Here is a 17,173-nt window from a genome sequence, read left to right as displayed (position 1 = left end):
GAATGGTTCTAGCTATGATTTAAGCGGGATGGCGCGAGCGCCGTCCAAAGGTGGCAATTTTCATGGACGTATCGCTTTCGCGAACCGCAGACCACAACATCAAGGCCGGCAAGAGCGGCTTGCTGCTTGTCTCGGACAATTATGACGCTTTCGCCGTGCGCGTGCTGGCGGCAAGGAGCGCTGAGCGCAGTCTCGACCTGATGTATTACCTTTGGCATGATGACCACACCGGCCGCTTGCTGCTTCGCGAGGTTTTTCGAGCTGCTGAGCGCGGTGTTCGGGTGCGCATGCTCCTTGACGACGTCAATCCGCGCAAAAATGATGCGGCATATCTGGCGCTGAACCACCATCCAAACATCGAACTGAAGTTGTTCAATCCGAGCGGTATCAGGCGCGGCCGGATCATGCGTGGTGTGGAAGTGCTGTTGCGGCTCTTTGCATTGACGCGACGGATGCACAACAAGGCTTGGATCGTCGACGACAAATTTGCCATTGTCGGCGGTCGGAATGTTGGCGATGCCTATTTCGATGCGGCAGAAACCAATTTCCGGGACCTCGATCTGCTGCTCCTGGGGCCTGCGGTACGGCAAACCGCGGCGATATTCGATGCCTTCTGGGCTTGCAATGAAGCCAAGCCAATCAAAACCTTGGGATCAGTGGCTGAGCATGAGCATGCCAAATGGCTTGAAGGAAGCGATACCGGCCCCGATCCCAAATTCCTGAACGGCATCGGCAACCGGGGCTCGATCACAGAGTTTATTGCGGCCAGCAACGACGTTCATTGGGTGGATGGCGTGCGGGTCATTTCCGATCCGCCGGAGAAGGTTCGTGGTTGGAGACGTCGCAGCTGGCTTATGAAAGAGCTGCGTCCGATCATCCAATCCACGCGCGGGTGTCTGGAAATTGTGTCGCCCTATTTCATCCCCGGCAAAAGGGGCACAGCGATCTTGCTGGACCTTGTCGGCGCCGGTGTTGACGTTTCGGTTCTGACCAACTCCCTGGCCGCTACCGACGTGGCCGCAGTCCATGGCGCTTACGCAAACTATCGCAAGCGGCTGCTGAGGAATGGCGTCAAAATTTTCGAGCTTCAGCCGTTCAACCGGCGCTCGGCAATCTCGGTGTTTGGCTCGAAGGGCGCCAGTCTGCATACGAAAGCTTTCACCGTCGACGACAATATCGGCTTTGTTGGTTCCTTCAATTTCGATCCACGGTCAGTGTCCTTGAATTCGGAAATGGGCGTTCTGTTTGAGGATCCGAAAATGGTCGCCGAGCTGCGGCATCGATTCCAATCGGAAATATCTCCGGAAACAAGCTATCGGCTCGAACTGAAACACAATGTCCTGCATTGGCATGGATGCGGCGAAGGCAAGATTCAGGACTATACGCATGAACCAGAAGCCGGATTTTTTCGCCGTATCCTGGCGGTCTTCGTCCGTCACCTCCCGATCGAATCTCAGCTCTAGCATCTGATGATGGCCGAGGACCTCGCGATCTCAGCGAATTGCCCTGCCGGGGATCGCGTGAGCGAAACGTGAAACCCTGATCTACCACGGGTCAGCCAGACCGCATCACACCCGGTTCTTCGACAACCGCGTCGCCAATCCCATGCTGTCCGGCGTCCGGATCACTCGGCAACACGTCGGAAAAATTGACTGTGGCGACCAGGTATCCGGCTTCATCGTAGACCTTGATAGTCGATCCCGATTGCTTGGTTCCTGACCCAGGATCCGCCGCCACCGCTACGCGCGCCATCTCTATTGCTCTCGGACTGGCCATCTCCGCACTCGCTAGCTCTTCCTCGAGAGCGGTAGTCTGGCCGGATACTGTCGTCTCAAAGCGGAATTTTGGCATGGGCAACCTCCTGTTCCTATGCAATTCCGGTGTCCGGGTTGCGTTCCAAAGAAACAGAATTGGTGGGAAGCAGCTAAGATCGCCGCGATGGCCAGACCCGTGTCGCCACGAAGGTCAGCAAACCCGTGATCACAATCCAGGCCTGCACCTCGCGTTGGATGGTTGGTCCAAGGTTCGATGTCTGTCGCGACGGGCTCTCTGCCTCCACTATCGGTTGAAGGTCGGACCGACTGCCGAGACGGACGGAATAGGCCCGCGTGAACTCGGCGCCGAGCAGGAATATCTCAGACGAATAGTAAACCCAAAGCAGCACGACCAGCAGTGCACCCGCCGCGCCATAGGAGGATGCAATCGCGCTGGTTCCGATATACCAGCCAATCAGCGACTTGCCGATGGTGAAGAGCAAAGCGGTCACTGCCGCGCCAATTGCGACATCGCGCCAAGCGAGCGACCGGTCCGGCAGGATCTTGAAGATCGCGGCAAACAGAGCGGAAATCAGCACGAATGATACAATGCCGTTTATCGACGCGAGAATGATCGTGCCGAACGGCAGATGGGCGTTGATGACAGCGCCAAGCGCGGAAATGGCGGCACTCGCCGCCAACGACACAAGCAGTAGAAATCCCAACGCTGCAACCAGACCCAGGCTGGCCGCCCGCGCCCGCACCAATCGCGACACAGACATGGGTGGTGGGTCAATCTTCCAGATTGTGTTGAGCGAAAGCTGCATTTCGCCAAACACCCCGGAGGCTGTCACGAAGAGGGTGACGATGCCCACCAAGGTGGCAACAGTGCCGGCGGTTCTGTGAGAAGCGCTTTCGATGGTGCTGCGCAGAAGGTCGCTGGTTTGCGATCCCATCACGCCTGCGATTTCGGCCGACAGAGCGAGTTGAGCTGCTTCATGCCCAAAGACAAGTCCAGCAATCGCAACAACGATCAACAAGATCGGGGCCAGGGACGTAACGGCATAGAACGCCATCGCCGCACCGTGGCTGAGGGCATTGTCGTTGATGAATCCGAGGATGCTCTCCTTGCCAAGAACCCAGGCTTCGCGTGCCACCCGCATGGGGAATTCCTTTTGCCTCAACGAGCAACCTAGTGCTGTCGGCAACGAAAGCGAGACCTGCCGCCAGTGCGCGAGGCGCGATTGCCGAGACACGCCCGCTTGTCTCTGCACGAACGGCCAGAAATGTTCCATGCGGCGCCGGAACTCGCCGGGCTCGTAATGGTTATCGGTCATCCGATTGGAGTGATCAAAAATGCCTGATAATGAAAACCGTCGCGAGACCGGCGCAACGAAGTACCCGGCTAGAACAGGTCCTGATCCTTCGGATGCGTTCTCTCAGGATGCGGCCGGCAACAAGAAACCCAAGAGTGGGGTCGGTCTGACGCGGCCAGTCAATGAGGTGGATGACAAGACGCACCAATCCGATGGCCAGAACGCCCCGGCGAGGCCGGGCGGCGGAAACACGGTCAAGCCATGAACGTTGCCAATCTTCAGCTTGAAGGGTTGATGATGGCGGTCGCGTCAATCAACAACCTGCTCGTTCACAAAGGTCTGCTGTCAATTGACGAGATCGATACCGCCCTGCGAAAGGCAGAGGCGTCCATGACAGGTGACGAGCGGACCTACGAAGACATGTCACCGGCCAACCGTGACGCGATCTGCTTCCCGATCCGGCTTCTGCAGATCGCAAACAACGCGCAAGGCGAACTGGACATCCCACCATTTTCAGAGCTTGCAAAAATGGTTGGGCAAACCAAGGAACCTTAACGTCAGCGGTGACGACACCTGTAGTCTCCGTGAAGGCCTCATTTGACGCCGATGCCACTCTGAAGCGGAAAAGCAGCATCGGCGTCGTCTCGGCTATGAACCGAACCAAATCTCACCCACTGCGTTGAGTCCCGGCGTTGCGTCATTAGTCGGGGCACTTCCATGAAAACGGGCGAGCTTTCAACCTACCGGGCCAAAAGGGATTTCGCGAAGACGAAAGAGCCCAGCGGCGAAAGCTCGATTGCGGGTTCGAACCGACTCCGGTTCGTCATCCAAAAACACGCGGCCACGCGGCTGCACTATGATCTTCGCCTCGAGCTTGGCGGGGTCTTCAAATCATGGGCTGTGACCAAAGGTCCATCACTGGATCCTCACGACAAACGACTTGCCGTGGAGGTTGAGGATCACCCGCTGGAGTACGGCGACTTCGAAGGCACGATTCCCAAAGGACAATATGGTGGCGGCACGGTGCAGTTGTGGGATCGCGGATATTGGGAACCGGAAGGCGCCATGTCTCCCGAAAAGGCGTTGGAAAAAGGCGACCTGAAATTCACGCTGCAGGGCAAGCGCCTGCATGGAAGTTTCGTCCTAGTGCGCATGAAGCATGACCGCAATGGCGGGAAGCGGACCAACTGGCTGCTGATCAAACACCGCGACAAATACGCGACAGAGGGCAATGGCGATGCGGTGCTGGCTCAGGATCGATCCGTCGCCTCGGGTCGGAGCATGGAGAGGATTGCAGCGGGGAAGGGGGCAGGTCCGAAGCCGTTCATGATGAAAGGTTCATCGTTGGCCGATGCGGATGCCGTTTGGGACAGCAAGCGCGGCCATGCCGACAAGCGCGCCGCCAGGTCGGCAAAGCCTGCTCCGCGGCCGAAGCGAGCCGCTGGTGCCTCAGCGGCGAAGATGCCCGACTTCATCCCACCACAGCTTTGCGCGACGCTCTCCCGGCCGCCGGCCGGGACGAACTGGGTTCACGAAATCAAGTTTGACGGTTATCGCGTCCAGTTGCGCGTGGAAGACAAGGACATCGCGCTTAGGACCCGCAAGGGTCTTGACTGGACGGAGAAATTTGGCGCCATCGCAAAGGAGGCCGCCAGTCTTCCCAACGTCATCATCGACGGCGAGATCGTAGCGCTTGGCGAGAACGGCGCGCCCGATTTTGCCGCACTGCAGGCAGCGCTGTCGGAGCGCCGGACGAAGGACCTGATCTACTTTGCCTTTGACCTGCTCTTCGCAAATAGCGTCGATCTGCGAAAGATGCCTCTCTCACAACGGAAGGAACGTCTGAGCGAGATGCTCGGCGAAGTCGATCGCGGCGAGCAAAATCTCATCCGCTATGTCGAGCACTTCAGCAATGGCGGCGACGCGGTGCTGCGTTCTGCCTGTCGCCTGTCGCTTGAGGGGATTGTCTCCAAAAAGGCCGATGCGACCTATGTTTCGGGGAGGACCGACACCTGGGCAAAATCGAAATGCCGCGCCGGGCATGAGGTGGTCATCGGCGGCTGGTCGACGACCAACGGCAAATTCCGGTCATTGCTCGTCGGCGTCAATCGCGGTGAACATTTCGCTTATATCGGCCGTGTGGGGACCGGATTCAGCGAGGCAAAGGTCAAGCAGCTGATGCGCAGGCTGCAGGAGATGAAAGCCGCGACGTCGCCGTTTACCGGCGATGGCGCACCGAAAAGGAATTCAACCGTCTTCTGGACGAAGCCGGAATTGGTCGCGGAAATCGAGTTCGCCGGCTGGACCGGGGGTGGCAATATCCGGCAGGCCGCCTTCAAAGGCCTGCGTGAAGACAAGCCCGCAAAAGACGTCGAGGCCGAGCGTCCAGCCGATCCTCAAGAGACGCCGATTGCCGACCCTGCCAAGGTGACTGGCAAGACAGGAAAAAGCCCGGTTGTCATGGGCGTCATCATTTCCAAGCCGGACAAGCCGCTTTGGCCGAATGCCGGCGACGGTCAGCCCGTCGACAAGCTCGATCTTGCAGAATATTTCGAGACCGTTGGCCCCTGGATGATCAGACATATCAAAGGTCGTCCCTGTTCACTCGTGCGTGCGCCGGATGGCTACGCCGGCGAGCAGTTTTTCCAGCGCCACGCAATGCCAGGCACATCCAATCTGCTGGAACTGGTAAAAGTCTTCGGCGACCACAAACCGTATCTGCAAATCGACCGCGTCGAGGGTCTGGCCGCGATCGCCCAGATAGGCGGCCTTGAGCTTCACCCCTGGAATTGCCAGCCGGGTCATCCCGAAATACCTGGCCGACTTGTCTTCGACCTTGACCCCGGTCCGGAAGTCCCTTTTGCGAAGGTGGTCGCGGCAGCCAAGGAAATGCGCGATCGTCTCGAAGATCTGGGCTTGGTGAGCTTCTGCAAAGCGACGGGCGGCAAAGGCTTGCATGTCGTGACGCCATTGACGGCCCAACGCAGCAAGACGACATGGGCCGAGGCCAAGGCCTTCGCAAAGGCCGTCTGCATGCAGATGGCGGCAGACAGCCCCGATCTCTACCTCGTCAACATGGCCAAGAAGCTGCGGACATCCCGGATTTTTCTCGACTATCTCAGGAATGATCGCATGGCGACAGCCGTCGCCCCTCTCTCCCCTCGCGCCAGGGAAGGCGCGACTGTATCCATGCCGCTGACATGGGGTCAGGTGAAGGCGGATCTCGATCCGACAAAATACACCGTTCGCACGGTCCCGGGCCACCTGGAAAAGACCGTCGCCTGGGCCGACTACGACGATGGCGAACGGTCGATCAGCAGTGCCATCAAACGGATTGGTTCAGCAAAGCTCGCCGCATGACGACTTCGGTTCGCGCAAGAACGCCATGACGGCTGCGGCTACCGCGTCGGCTGCTTCTTCGACCATATGATGTCCGCAATCGATCGGTTGGCCCTTTAGTTCGGTGGTCCAGGGTCGCCAAACATCGAGCACGTTGCCGTAGAGTGCCCCAAGATCATCGCGGGCGGACCAGAGCGCCAAGGTCGGGCACGCGACCCGGCGACCAGCTTTCCTGTCGTCGGCATCGTGCAATTGGTCGATGGCCAGACCTGCCCGATAGTCTTCAAGCATGCCGTGAACAACATTCGGATCGTGGATTGCGTCCTTGTAGTCGATATAGGCCTCAGCCCCCATGGACTCGGCTGAGCCGCCATACCATGCGTCAGGATCGGCCATGATTGCGCGTTCGGGCTTGTCCGGCTGTGCGAAAAGAACCAATGCCACCAGAGCTTCGCAAAGCGGGCGTCGCAGCGTTCGAGGGCTTTCAGGATAGGGACGCTGTCCATGACGATCAGATGGCTGATCGCCGACGGGTGATCCATGGCTGTTCGGAACGCTGTGTAGCTGCCGCGGTCATGGCCTGCGATGGCAAACCGGCGAAAGCCGAGATGTCCCATGAGAGCAATGCAGTCCCTGGCCTTGGCACGCTTGGAGGATCCAGCATGGTCCACGGCGTCCGCCGGTACCGAGGACTGGCCAAAGCCCCTCAGATCGGGGCAGACAACTGTGTGGTCGGCGGCGAGAAGTGGGGCTACCCGGTGCCAGGTAACGTGCGTCCGAGGATGGCCATGCAGCAAAAGAAGCGGCGGGCCTGAACCTCCATACCTGACTCGCAGTGAGGACTCGGGCAGATCCACGGTCTCTAGCTTGAATCCTTCAAACATCCGCTTCTTTGTCGTCAGACTGTGAAAACAAGTCCCGCATGTCCATCTTCAACCCACGCCGGTGAAATTGGTTTCGGGCATTTGTCCGTTTGGAGATCTCTCTCATTCCAATGGTTCGGCCGCCGTTCCGCCAGCCCTGGCGCTGGCTTGCAGGTACGAGGCCCGAGATCCAGCCTCCTGCCTCACCGGTCTCTGGGATTGCCCAGGGCGGGGTCGCGCGCCCGGGTGTAGCCCTCGACGCGAGGCAAACCGTCATCCATCCTGATAAACGGCAGCCGCATTTCCCAATAGGCCTGGGCTTGGGGATGGAACTTCTCGGGCGCGTCCATGAATCCGATCGAGATGTAGAACTCATTTGGCAAGCCTTCATCGGTGTACCCAATCGAGGTGCCACATTGCGAACAGAAGGAGCGCACGACGCCCCTGGTTTTCGAAAATGTTTTTGGTTTGGAGCCGAGCCAATCGACCTGATCTGGACGATAGCCAATCCAGATCGTCAGTGGGCTGCCGATCGCTCGTCGGCAGTCATCGTCGTGGTCGAAACAAATCCAAAAGGGATCGCCACTGAATTCAGCTGTGATGGCTCCGCAAAAGCAATGCCCTCGATCAATCCGGGCCGGTTTTCTGATCGTCGTTCGGGGTTTGTCGTCCATGGTAATCTTCCGGCCAGCGTGGTGGCGTAACGCCGCGGACGGCAAGCAGTTCCTTTGGACGTCACAGAGCCGCAGATGCGCGCAACCGGCGGGCTGCTGGTCAATATCATTTGAGGCAGATCAGGCCTTAATTTGTTGGGAACATTTTTTCAGGTCCGCACTTTGTTCGCCGTCTGACCAAAGGAGGCGACCTTGAAAACACGACGCGTCGACAGGGAAAAGATCGAGAGGGCGGATCGAGAAGCCAAGTTGCTGTTGGAAGCGGAGCGGCATGCCAGGGAAGCCAAGACGGCGCGGCTTAGAGAACAGCGACAGTTGTTGGAGGCATCGATAGCGCAGACCCCGCCCGCGCCCGTAGCCGCAAAGCAGCCGCCCCGCCAACGAAAGCCGACGCGCAAGGTAATCGAGGTGGACTGACGGTTTGGTCAGTTGGGGCTTTTGCCAAGGTGGGGAGTTGATATGACAGGGCAGGGGATCCGGCAGCATGAATACCAAAGCGGTAAGTCCGGCCGTCGCCAAAGCGGCTGCTCGGCGTGCTGGATCGGGGTCTCATCACCGGTGCGTCCGACGACGATCCTGCGAGAGCCGCTGAAAAAGGCGCCGAGCGGGCCGAGAATGTGATCCAGCGAGTCCGGCTGGACACTTACGTCGGGAACAATCGCACGCGCGGACCGTTCCCCAAGCGATCTTCACGCTCAGGATTTGCTCTTGTTGCAGCGACCGGATGAAATTTTCAACGAGGCCTCGCAAACGGTTGGTGATCCCCTTGAGCGCGACGCCTTAGGTGGGGAGGCTGAGCTAACTGGCGATCGCGCCATCCCGCGTCGTCTGGTTGTCGTCTCGAATAGACTGGGAAACATTCGCGATCCGTCCCAAGCCGGCGGACTGGCTGTAGGCATCGGGGATGCGTTGGCCGAGCGTGGAGGCCTGTGGCTGGGAGCAAGCGCCGAGTATCAGGACTACGCCGCGAGCGACGAACCGCTGATCCGCTTGGAACGCGTGGGAAAGATCGAGACGGCTGCGCTTACCCTGCCGTATGAGGAGTATTCGCTCTATTACAATGGCTATGCCAACAGCACGCTGTGGCCGCTTTTTCATTACCGACTCGACCTGGTGAACCACCGGGCAGAGTTTCTACACGCCTACCGGCAGATCAATGCGCGGTTCGCGAAGGCGCTCGCAGGACTGCTGTCGGGCAACGACGACCTGGTGTGGGTTCACGACTACCACCTTATCCCCTTGGCCGCCCAGTTGCGGCGGCTGGGAGTCCGGAATCGGATCGGTTTCTTTCTTCACATACCGTTCCCGCCGCCTGACTTGTTTGTAGCCACGCCCGACCATGAAGAACTCATCGATGATCTGCTTCAATATGACGTCGTGGGATTCCAGACCGAAACGGACGTGGGGAATTTCCGGCGCTCAGTGCAGGCGGCCAACTCCACTACTTTTGATATCAATGGTTCGGCTGAGATGAACGGCCGCACGGTGTTATCGAGGTGTTTTCCGATAGGCATCGACGTCGATTCAATCGCACGCATGGCCAATGAGGCGGCGGAGGATGTGCAGATCGATTCCATGCGCCGCCAGATTCTGGGCCTCAAGCAAATCATCGGCGTCGATCGGCTGGACTACTCCAAGGGTCTCCCCGGCCGCATGCAGGCTTTCGCGCGTCTTTTGGAAAGGCATCCGGAACAAGAGCGGGCGGCAACCTATTTGCAGATTGCGTCGCCGACGCGCGAGGAGGTCAGCGCCTATGCCGACATCCGGGCCCAGCTTGAGGCAACCGCCGGCGCGGTCAACGGAAGATACGCGGATTTGGCTTGGACCCCTATCCGCTACATCCACCGTGCCGTATCACGCTCTCGGCTTGCTGGCCTGTTGCGCGCTAGCCAGGTCGGATTGGTCACGCCCCTGCGTGACGGAATGAACCTCGTCGCCAAGGAATACATAGCCGCGCAGGACGAAGCCGATCCCGGAGTGCTGGTGTTGTCGCGTTTTGCAGGTGCGGCCGAAGAACTTGCCGAATCCTTGATCGTAAACCCGTATGCGGTCGACGAGGTTGCCGATGCGATCGCAAAAGCGCTCGCGATGCCGCTTGAGGAAAGAATTGCAAGGCATAGTGCACTGCTCAAGCGCATCACGCGCAATGACGCAGCAGAATGGCGGCGGTCATTTCTCGCCACGCTCGCGGGTGAGAACTAGCGCCTGGCATCGATGCCTGAACCCGTCCGTGTGTCACGCGTCCCACACGGTCATAGCCCGGCCATAACCCGGCTTGCCTAGCAGTTCGAAAGGCCTTGAAGCTGATCGTGTATCTTGTCCGTCCGCATCAGAACCTTTTCGCTCGTTTGACGGAAGCGCGATAGCCCGCCTCAATCGGTGGACTATCGAAGGTCCCAGGGAACACACCGCCGGTCCGGTCGTTTGGGCTCTGATAGGAGATCTGCGATGACAAGGAACCCCACGCGAAAGGACAGAGATCTCTCTGAACAAGAGGCAATCAAGTTGGCCGAAGCCACCGACGTGTCACCCGGGCAGGCCAAAGAGCTTGCAGCCGAGCACGGCAAAGCCGGCGCCAAGAAGGAAGCAAGAAATTACAAGGCGGAGGGCTGACTATGGCGGCCAGTGGATCCGCAAACGACAGAGACGCACGAGCCACCCTCTACGCACAAGGAGTAATGGAAGCCGAGCGCAATGCGCGGGAAGAGAAAACGGCGCGATTGCGCAAAGCCCGTTTGGCGCACGAGGCGATCAATCCGCCTGCACCCGAGCGGCAACCGACAGTGCCGAAAGCGCCAAAGCGGGCCGCCAAACCAGGCAGCCGAAAAGCTGGAGAAGATTAGCTTCAGCTTCTTCGGCTGTGCCGGCGGAACGCGTCGGGGAAGAGCAGACCGTGCGGTCGATCTGCACGATAAATTTGTATCTCATCGAATGACACAAAGGAGTCCAGTGATGACGGAGCATGTGTCCCGGAAGGAAGAACAGCGTGGCACCCGAAATGTACTCGGGTGGGGCGTCGTCATTGCGGCTGTTATCTTCGTCGCCCTGCTAGCCTTCTTTGTGTTCATACCCCTTTCAGGCGGATCGTGGCAGACATCGCCGGTAAAGCGCACCCCGGAACAGAACCAAGGCGGCAATGCCCCCGCCGAGACATCACCCGCGGCCGGCGTCAAAAAGAGCCCGCAAGAAAATACCGAGATGCCAGGGCAGCAATGATCGACCTCGGGCTGCGACCCAAGTCGGCCCTGATTTTCCAGGTCGTCTCATCGGCGCCATGATGGGATCAGGGCTTTCTGGGCGCAGAACGGCTGAGCTATTGAGACTGGGCTTTCGCCCACATCGAGCGCTGAAAGATTACCGCACCAGGGGTCTGGCGAACGAGGCGATGACGCCATCGTGGAACTCGAGGCAAATCAAGATGCCTAGCTGCAGGCCGTTCAGTTGGGGTTTTTCAGCTGCTTTGACAACAGCAGTTGCTGCTGCAGCTCAAGGGCGAGCTTCAACAGCCGTTCAGGTGTTTCCTCTTCCGCGATTTCGTCGAGCAGCGCTGCGAGTGCGTCGCCCTCAACAGGATCGCGGAATGAGTCAGGTTTGGTTTGCGGAGGTTTGGCCACGAGGATTTCTAGCAGGAATGCGGCCGTATTTGCAAGACGAAGCGAAGCACTCTTGGCGGAGGGTACTGGGGTGGGGGGCGGTCGACGGAGCGGTCTGCGGCAAACTGTCGGACAATCTTAATTCATAATGCCAGACCTGTCGTTGCGGAGCACCTCCTCCATGAGCGTATTGAGCCATTCGCTCAAGGGAAGGTCATGCCGCGTCGACAACCGCTCCTCCAGCGCCGCCTTCAATGTCCGTTCGACGAGGCGATCGGCCGCCTGTGGGTCGCCCAGCAGCAGCCGCGCGGACAGCCTCAGTTTTGGAAGAGCGCGGAAAACGTTGTCTTCGCCAAGCGCTGTTGATTGCGCGGCGAGGATCCCGGCAACCGTCCTGAACCCGGCCGGCTTGGAGAGGTTTTGGGTGTACCGGAACCGCTCCGGCAGGGTGATCTGATCGTTTCCGGAGAAGAATACGAACGGGATGCCTCTGTCCGTCAGCTCATCGGCGAGGGGAAAAACAGTCTCACCGTTGAGGTCGATGTCCAGCACCGCCCCATCCGCTGAATCGATATATCGTCGAGCCCGGCTGACTGACGACACCGGCCCCAAAACGGTCGCCCCACAATCGCTGAAATAGGAGGCAAGTTCGCTTGCCAGCAAGAATTCGTCCTCGACGAGCAGAATTCGCATGCCTAATAACATAGCAGCCCTCCGGGCCTTAAACGGCGATCGCGTCCATCGGTTCCGTGGCTATCGGCGGTGCGGGATGGGAATTCGACCAGGAACGGTTTACACATTGGGATCGAAATCAGCGCTGCCGCGTTGCATTTCACTGAAGCAGGACAATTGATGCAAAAGCTGCCGAGGTTCCCCATAGTCGGTATCGGCGCCTCTGCGGGCGGCATTGCCGCCATGGAGGGATTTTTTCGCGGGATGCCGTCTTCGAGCGGGATGGCGTTCGTGATCGTCACGCATCTCAGCCCGGAACGGGAAAGTCTGCTGCACGAAGTGATTGCGCTTTACACCGGAATTCCGGTTCGTGTCGCTGAAGATGCAATGGATATCCATCCTGACACCGTCTACGTGATGCCGCACAACGCGATCCTCACCATTGAAAATTCCAGCCTAAAGCTGCGCCAACCGAATTCGGTGTCCAGGGAGCGCAAGCCCATCGATATCTTTTTCAGCGCGCTGGCCGAGGATCAGGGCGAATACGCCGTCGGCGTCGTCCTGTCGGGCGGCGATTCCGACGGTACGTTGGGCATCAAGGCAATCAAGGAGCATGGCGGCCTGACGCTGGCGCAACTCTCCGACGAGTCGGGTCCGAGCAATCCCGACATGCCGCGCAGCGCGATCAGTTCCGGTCTGATCGATATCGCCATCCCAGCCGATGAGATGGGTGCGAAACTCATGGAATTTGCCCACAGCTTTGAACTGCTCGACGAGCTTGAAGCTGACGATGGCAAGGCCAGTGCTTTGAAACTCCGCAAGGGCCAGGAGGAAATCTACGCGATCCTGCGCAGCCATTCGGGACATGATTTCTCGGGCTACAAGGCCAAGACGTTCTTGCGTCGCGTCAGGCGACGCATGCAAATAACACAGAACACCGCGATCGATGCCTATATAGAGTTGCTTCGTTCAAATGCGGAGGAAGTGCGGTCGCTGTTTCGCGACCTGCTGATCAACGTGACAAATTTCTTCCGCGACACGGACGCTTTCAAGACCCTGGAAGAAACCGTCATCCCCAAACTTTTCGAAGGCAAGGACGCCAACGATACGATCCGCGTCTGGGTGCCCGGCTGCGCAACCGGCGAGGAAGTCTTCTCGATCGGAATGCTGATGCGCGAGCATATGGATACACTTTCGGCTGTGCCGCGCATCCAGATTTTCGCCACGGACATCGATGACGCGGCGCTGGGCATCGCACGTTCGGCGCGCTATCCGGAGTCATTGCTTGCGGGCGTTTCGCCTGGACGTCGCGAACGCTTCTTCAGCAATGACGGCACAAGTTTCATCTTGAGCAAGAGCGTACGTGATCTCTGCATCTTCTCGGCGCACAGCGTCATCCGCGATCCACCCTTCTCGCGCATGGACATGGTGTCGTGCCGGAACCTCCTGATCTATTTCGGCCCCGATGTGCAAAAGCAGGTTATTCCGACCTTCCACTATTCGCTGAAGCCCGGCGGCTATCTGTTCCTTGGCACCTCCGAAAGCATAAGCCAGCATGCCGACCTGTTTGCACCGGTCGACAAGAAACAACGGATCTTCAAGGCACGAGAACATTCGGCGCCGCCGCGGCTGCCGATCTTGTTGAATGCTGCGCCTGCAACCAACTTTTCCAGCGCCAATGACACACATGCCCGCCGCGGCTTGTCTTATTCCCTAAGGCAAACCGTTGAAGCGCAGGTTCTCGAACGCTTCGCTCCGGCTCACGTCGTCGTCAATGGTGATGGAGATGTCGTCTATTACTCGGTCCGAACCGGCAAATATCTCGAGCCGCCGCAAGGGGTGCCGAGCAGACAATTGCTCACAATGGCACGCAGCGGCCTGCGTCTGGAATTGCGCGGCGCTTTGCGGGAAGCCGCCGAGGGCCGGCGCACGGTTGTGCGCGAAGCGATAGCCATTGAAGAAGATGAAGATCGTGTCCAATTCGTCACATTGACGATCGAGCCCTTGACTGATCGCGGCAGCGGCGAGCCGCTGTTTCTCGTCCTGTTCGAGCCGGTGGGCCAGCCGCAGCCGCGGCTGGAGGCTCTAAAGGTTCGACAGCCGGTGGCATCTGGGATTGCTGATTTCGAACGCGAGCTCCGCGATACGCGCGAGCGCCTGCAATCGACGATCGAAGAATATGAGACCGCGTTGGAGGAGTTGAAATCTTCCAATGAGGAACTCGTCTCGGTCAACGAAGAGGCCCAGTCCTCCAATGAGGAGCTCGAGGCCTCCAAGGAAGAAATGCAGTCCCTCAATGAGGAATTGAACACCATCAATGCCGAACTGGTTTCCAAGATCGAGGATCTCGATCGTGCCAACAGCGATCTGAAGAACCTGTTCGAGAGCACACAGATCGCGACTGTTTTTCTCGATACCAAGCTGGTTATCCGCAGCTTCACGCCGGCGGCGTCTTCGTTCTTCAACTTGCTGCCGACCGACATCGGAAGACCGCTGACCGATCTTGCCAGCCGGCTCGATTATCCGCACCTGCGCGACCATATTGCCCAGGTTTTCAGGGCCGGCGAGATGATCGAGCACCAGCTGCCGCGCGATAGCAACGGCATCCACTATCTCGTGCGGCTGATCCCCTACCGCGACAGCGCGCGGAAAATCCAGGGCGTGGTGGTGACCTTTGTCGATGTGACGACCATGGCTGAAGCCGAAGCCCACCAGCGGGTATTGATCTCGGAACTCAACCATCGGGTCAAGAACATGCTGGCTGTTACGGTCAGCATTGCCAGTCAGACCCTGAAAAATGCTCCCTCTTCGGAGGCTTTCGCCGAAGCGCTCATCGGTCGCCTGCGCGCCATGGCGCGGGCCTACGGAGTGCTCTCGCGCGAAAGCTGGAAAGAGGTCTCGGTCGAGGAAATCGTGCGGCAGGAAGTCGAGCCGTTCGGGCTGGAACGCATCAACACCACAGGCGAGGACATTCGGCTCAAGCCTCAGCAGGGCCTGTCGCTTGGCATGGTGATCCATGAACTTGCCACGAATGCTGGAAAATATGGCGCCTTGTCCGTGCCAAACGGCGTGGTGTCCGTGACTTGGTCGGCGTCGGATCACGGTTTTCAGCTTGAATGGTTAGAAAGCGGCGGTCCCGCTGTCAGTCCGCCTGAGAAGACGGGATTTGGTCTTTCGCTGGTGAAGGGCGAAATTGAGTATCGGCTTGGCGGAAATTTTGAAACATCTTTCGGTTCCGATGGTTTGAGCTTGCGGATTGAGTTTCCGTTTGATCATCGGGAGAGCGAAACGTGACTGCATCTCGTATCCTTATCGTCGAAGATGAATGGCTGGTCGCGGAGGAGCACCGCGCAATTCTGGAAGAGGCCGGCTTCGCCATCGCCGGGCCAGTGCCGTCCGTTGCTCGCGCGAAAAAGCTGATCGAGAGTGAAGTCATATCTGCCGCGGTCCTGGACATTGGTCTCGGCGGCGAGACCAGCGCTGCCCTTGTCCCTCTTCTAGCGCAACGCGGAATTCCGTTTGTTTTCGTCAGTGGGTACACGGCATCCGACATCCCGCAAGATTTGCGTCATCACAAGATGCTGTCAAAACCCGTGTGGGCTGCTGCGCTGGTCGAGGCCGTGCGAAATATGCTCGGTGTTCAACCGACAGCTTTGGCAAGACACCAGGACAGCGGAACGGTGCCAACCCAACGAGAAGCCCGGTAACTGCACAAAGACACTGGTTTTCATCAGATATGCGACGACATTCGGGTCCAGGCCCGAGACGGCGTCGCCGGCAAGTGCCTGCGATCCGGCCGGCACGATTGGCATGCTCCCGGTCTGGCGTACTCCAGCGCTGGGCGAAACTTCGCCACGGCGCGACGATTGGTCAGGTCGATGAGCCTATCAAACGACGGGCAGTTCGCCCTCGGTTTGCCTCGCGTCGAATAGGACGCCAAGGCCGTAAGTGACGGCGCCAGCGGCTATCATCTCTGCCAACGCTGCGCTTGACACCGGGCAATGCGGCATGACCGCCTTGATCGCGAGTTCGGCATTCGCGATCGACACGAAATCGTGCCGTCGCTTACGGGTCTCCAGATATTGTTCGATCAACATCTGCAGTCGCCTTCTTTCTATTTCATCGCCAGCCATTGGTTCCTCCTGTAGACAGTCTGAAAGCCCACCACGCCTAAGGAGCGGTGGGCCTGGCGGCCCTTTTTGAGGACCGTTGACTCGAGTGAGGCGGGCAGCGTTGCTGACCAGGATGTCGAGACCGCCGAGGGGCGTTGCTGCTTCATCGACCAGCTTTCTGCAAAAGGCCTAATTGCGGATATCGCCGGCAAGCCTTTTGACCTGCCGCTTTTATTAGGTCCACCAGTTCGTCGGCGTCTTCCTGTTCTTCGGGGAGATAGCCGAAAGCGACGTCCGCACGCTCGCGCGCGAATGCAATCGCCGCCGCACGACCAATTCCGGAATCGCCGCCGGTTATCAGCGCTTTGCGACCGGCAAGCCTGCCTGATCCCTTGTAGGTTGTTTCGCCGTGATCCGGGCGCGGCACCATCTTGGTGGCCAAACCCGGCCACTTCTGTTCCTGTGCCTTGAACGGCGGCTGGGGATATTGCGTCACCGGATTCTGTTTGAGCATCGGGCTCGCAGGGCCTGCTTTAGCAGGCAATGTTCCCGTATCGGCTGACGCCGTGGAAGCATAAGCGACGAGAATTCCTCCCGCCATGCTTCCGACGACAAGTCTACGCGCTGCGTCTGGTACATTGTCATGCTGGTCGTGGTTCATCATGGGCTCGCTTTGACGGCAGGTGACCGTTACGGAAGTGGCACCTAACCGGCCGTCGACGCGAATGTTCCCTTGTGATTGCAGTGAGTGTCGGTCGCCTTGCCCGTCTTTGCTGTGAGGCCGCGTCACGACTTTGATGCAGCCATCCTGCTTGTCGCGGAACGTCTTGTAGAGATCCGGCCCTGCTTT

Annotated in this window: 15 protein-coding genes and 1 pseudogene; 8 read left to right on the top strand and 8 right to left on the bottom strand. The window is 58.8% G+C overall.

Annotation, left to right across the window (positions count from 1 at the left end):
• Positions 1–62: 62 nt before the first annotated feature.
• Positions 63–1,463 (top strand): phospholipase D family protein, encoded by a 1,401-nt coding sequence (locus NKI96_RS08440; RefSeq protein ID WP_023729500.1) that lies wholly within the window; start codon positions 63–65, stop codon positions 1,461–1,463.
• A 91-nt stretch (positions 1,464–1,554) separates the two neighbouring features.
• On the opposite strand, the gene NKI96_RS08435 is transcribed toward NKI96_RS08440, so the two are convergent.
• Both NKI96_RS08435 and NKI96_RS08430 read right to left on the bottom strand, forming a co-directional pair.
• On the bottom strand, positions 1,555–1,851 hold the full coding sequence (locus tag NKI96_RS08435) for a hypothetical protein (RefSeq protein WP_023668045.1): 297 nt from the start codon (positions 1,849–1,851) through the stop codon (positions 1,555–1,557).
• A gap of 73 nt (positions 1,852–1,924) precedes the next feature.
• Positions 1,925–2,917, bottom strand: coding sequence for a YihY/virulence factor BrkB family protein (locus NKI96_RS08430; RefSeq protein WP_023691410.1), 993 nt, complete (start codon positions 2,915–2,917; stop codon positions 1,925–1,927).
• Positions 2,918–3,110: 193 nt separating this feature from the next.
• Here NKI96_RS08430 and NKI96_RS08425 point away from each other — a divergent pair, with 193 nt between their 5' ends.
• The 3 genes from NKI96_RS08425 to ligD all read left to right on the top strand — a co-directional run bounded on the left by NKI96_RS08425 (position 3,111) and on the right by ligD (position 6,430).
• A complete protein-coding gene (locus tag NKI96_RS08425) occupies positions 3,111–3,335 on the top strand; it encodes a hypothetical protein (protein WP_155921617.1) in 225 nt (74 codons plus the stop codon).
• The gene (locus NKI96_RS08420) at positions 3,332–3,625 is read left to right on the top strand and encodes a hypothetical protein (RefSeq protein WP_023687836.1); all 294 of its coding nucleotides are present in this window, start codon (positions 3,332–3,334) and stop codon (positions 3,623–3,625) included. Before NKI96_RS08425 ends, NKI96_RS08420 begins: the two co-directional genes overlap by 4 nt.
• Positions 3,626–3,787: 162 nt before the next feature.
• Positions 3,788–6,430, top strand: coding sequence for a DNA ligase D (gene ligD, locus NKI96_RS08415; RefSeq protein ID WP_352803723.1), 2,643 nt, complete (start codon positions 3,788–3,790; stop codon positions 6,428–6,430).
• A gap of 95 nt (positions 6,431–6,525) precedes the next feature.
• Here ligD and NKI96_RS08410 read toward each other — a convergent pair whose 3' ends face one another.
• Both NKI96_RS08410 and NKI96_RS08405 read right to left on the bottom strand, forming a co-directional pair.
• The gene (locus NKI96_RS08410; RefSeq protein ID WP_352803720.1) at positions 6,526–7,293 is read right to left on the bottom strand and encodes an alpha/beta fold hydrolase; all 768 of its coding nucleotides are present in this window, start codon (positions 7,291–7,293) and stop codon (positions 6,526–6,528) included.
• Positions 7,294–7,475: 182 nt separating this feature from the next.
• A complete protein-coding gene (locus tag NKI96_RS08405) occupies positions 7,476–7,946 on the bottom strand; it encodes a GFA family protein (RefSeq protein ID WP_023754451.1) in 471 nt (156 codons plus the stop codon).
• A gap of 708 nt (positions 7,947–8,654) precedes the next feature.
• Between NKI96_RS08405 and NKI96_RS08400 the strand changes: the two genes are divergently transcribed.
• Both NKI96_RS08400 and NKI96_RS08395 read left to right on the top strand, forming a co-directional pair.
• On the top strand, positions 8,655–10,148 hold the full coding sequence (locus tag NKI96_RS08400) for an alpha,alpha-trehalose-phosphate synthase (UDP-forming) (protein WP_023833975.1): 1,494 nt from the start codon (positions 8,655–8,657) through the stop codon (positions 10,146–10,148).
• Between the two features lie 750 nt (positions 10,149–10,898).
• Entirely contained in the window at positions 10,899–11,162 is a 264-nt protein-coding gene (locus NKI96_RS08395; RefSeq protein WP_023736053.1) for a hypothetical protein, read from the top strand.
• Positions 11,163–11,383: 221 nt separating this feature from the next.
• On the opposite strand, the gene NKI96_RS08390 is transcribed toward NKI96_RS08395, so the two are convergent.
• Positions 11,384–11,560 carry a hypothetical protein gene (locus NKI96_RS08390; protein ID WP_023681160.1) on the bottom strand — a complete coding sequence of 59 codons (177 nt, stop codon included), beginning with the start codon at positions 11,558–11,560 and terminating at the stop codon, positions 11,384–11,386.
• 117 nt (positions 11,561–11,677) lie between these two features.
• Positions 11,678–12,244, bottom strand: a complete 567-nt coding sequence (locus tag NKI96_RS08385; RefSeq protein ID WP_023668059.1) for a response regulator — start codon at positions 12,242–12,244, stop codon at positions 11,678–11,680.
• A 147-nt stretch (positions 12,245–12,391) separates the two neighbouring features.
• Here NKI96_RS08385 and NKI96_RS08380 point away from each other — a divergent pair, with 147 nt between their 5' ends.
• Together NKI96_RS08380 and NKI96_RS08375 are read left to right on the top strand one after the other, a co-directional pair.
• Positions 12,392–15,505 carry a CheR family methyltransferase gene (locus NKI96_RS08380; RefSeq protein ID WP_023736052.1) on the top strand — a complete coding sequence of 1,038 codons (3,114 nt, stop codon included), beginning with the start codon at positions 12,392–12,394 and terminating at the stop codon, positions 15,503–15,505.
• Entirely contained in the window at positions 15,502–15,918 is a 417-nt protein-coding gene (locus NKI96_RS08375) for a response regulator (protein ID WP_023804850.1), read from the top strand. Before NKI96_RS08380 ends, NKI96_RS08375 begins: the two co-directional genes overlap by 4 nt.
• Positions 15,919–16,098: 180 nt before the next feature.
• Here NKI96_RS08375 and NKI96_RS08370 read toward each other — a convergent pair whose 3' ends face one another.
• Positions 16,099–16,344 (bottom strand): hypothetical protein, encoded by a 246-nt coding sequence (locus NKI96_RS08370; RefSeq protein ID WP_023687844.1) that lies wholly within the window; start codon positions 16,342–16,344, stop codon positions 16,099–16,101.
• Positions 16,345–16,434: 90 nt separating this feature from the next.
• Positions 16,435–16,837, bottom strand: a pseudogene (locus tag NKI96_RS08365) (SDR family NAD(P)-dependent oxidoreductase); the annotation flags it as partial.
• Between the last annotated feature and the right edge of the window lie 336 nt (positions 16,838–17,173).

The organism is Mesorhizobium sp. M0292 (genome assembly GCF_040321695.1).
Taxonomy (GTDB): Bacteria; Pseudomonadota; Alphaproteobacteria; order Rhizobiales; family Rhizobiaceae; genus Mesorhizobium.
The sequence above is the reverse complement of the archived record's forward strand: the minus strand, read 5'-3'. Positions and strand labels throughout refer to the sequence as shown.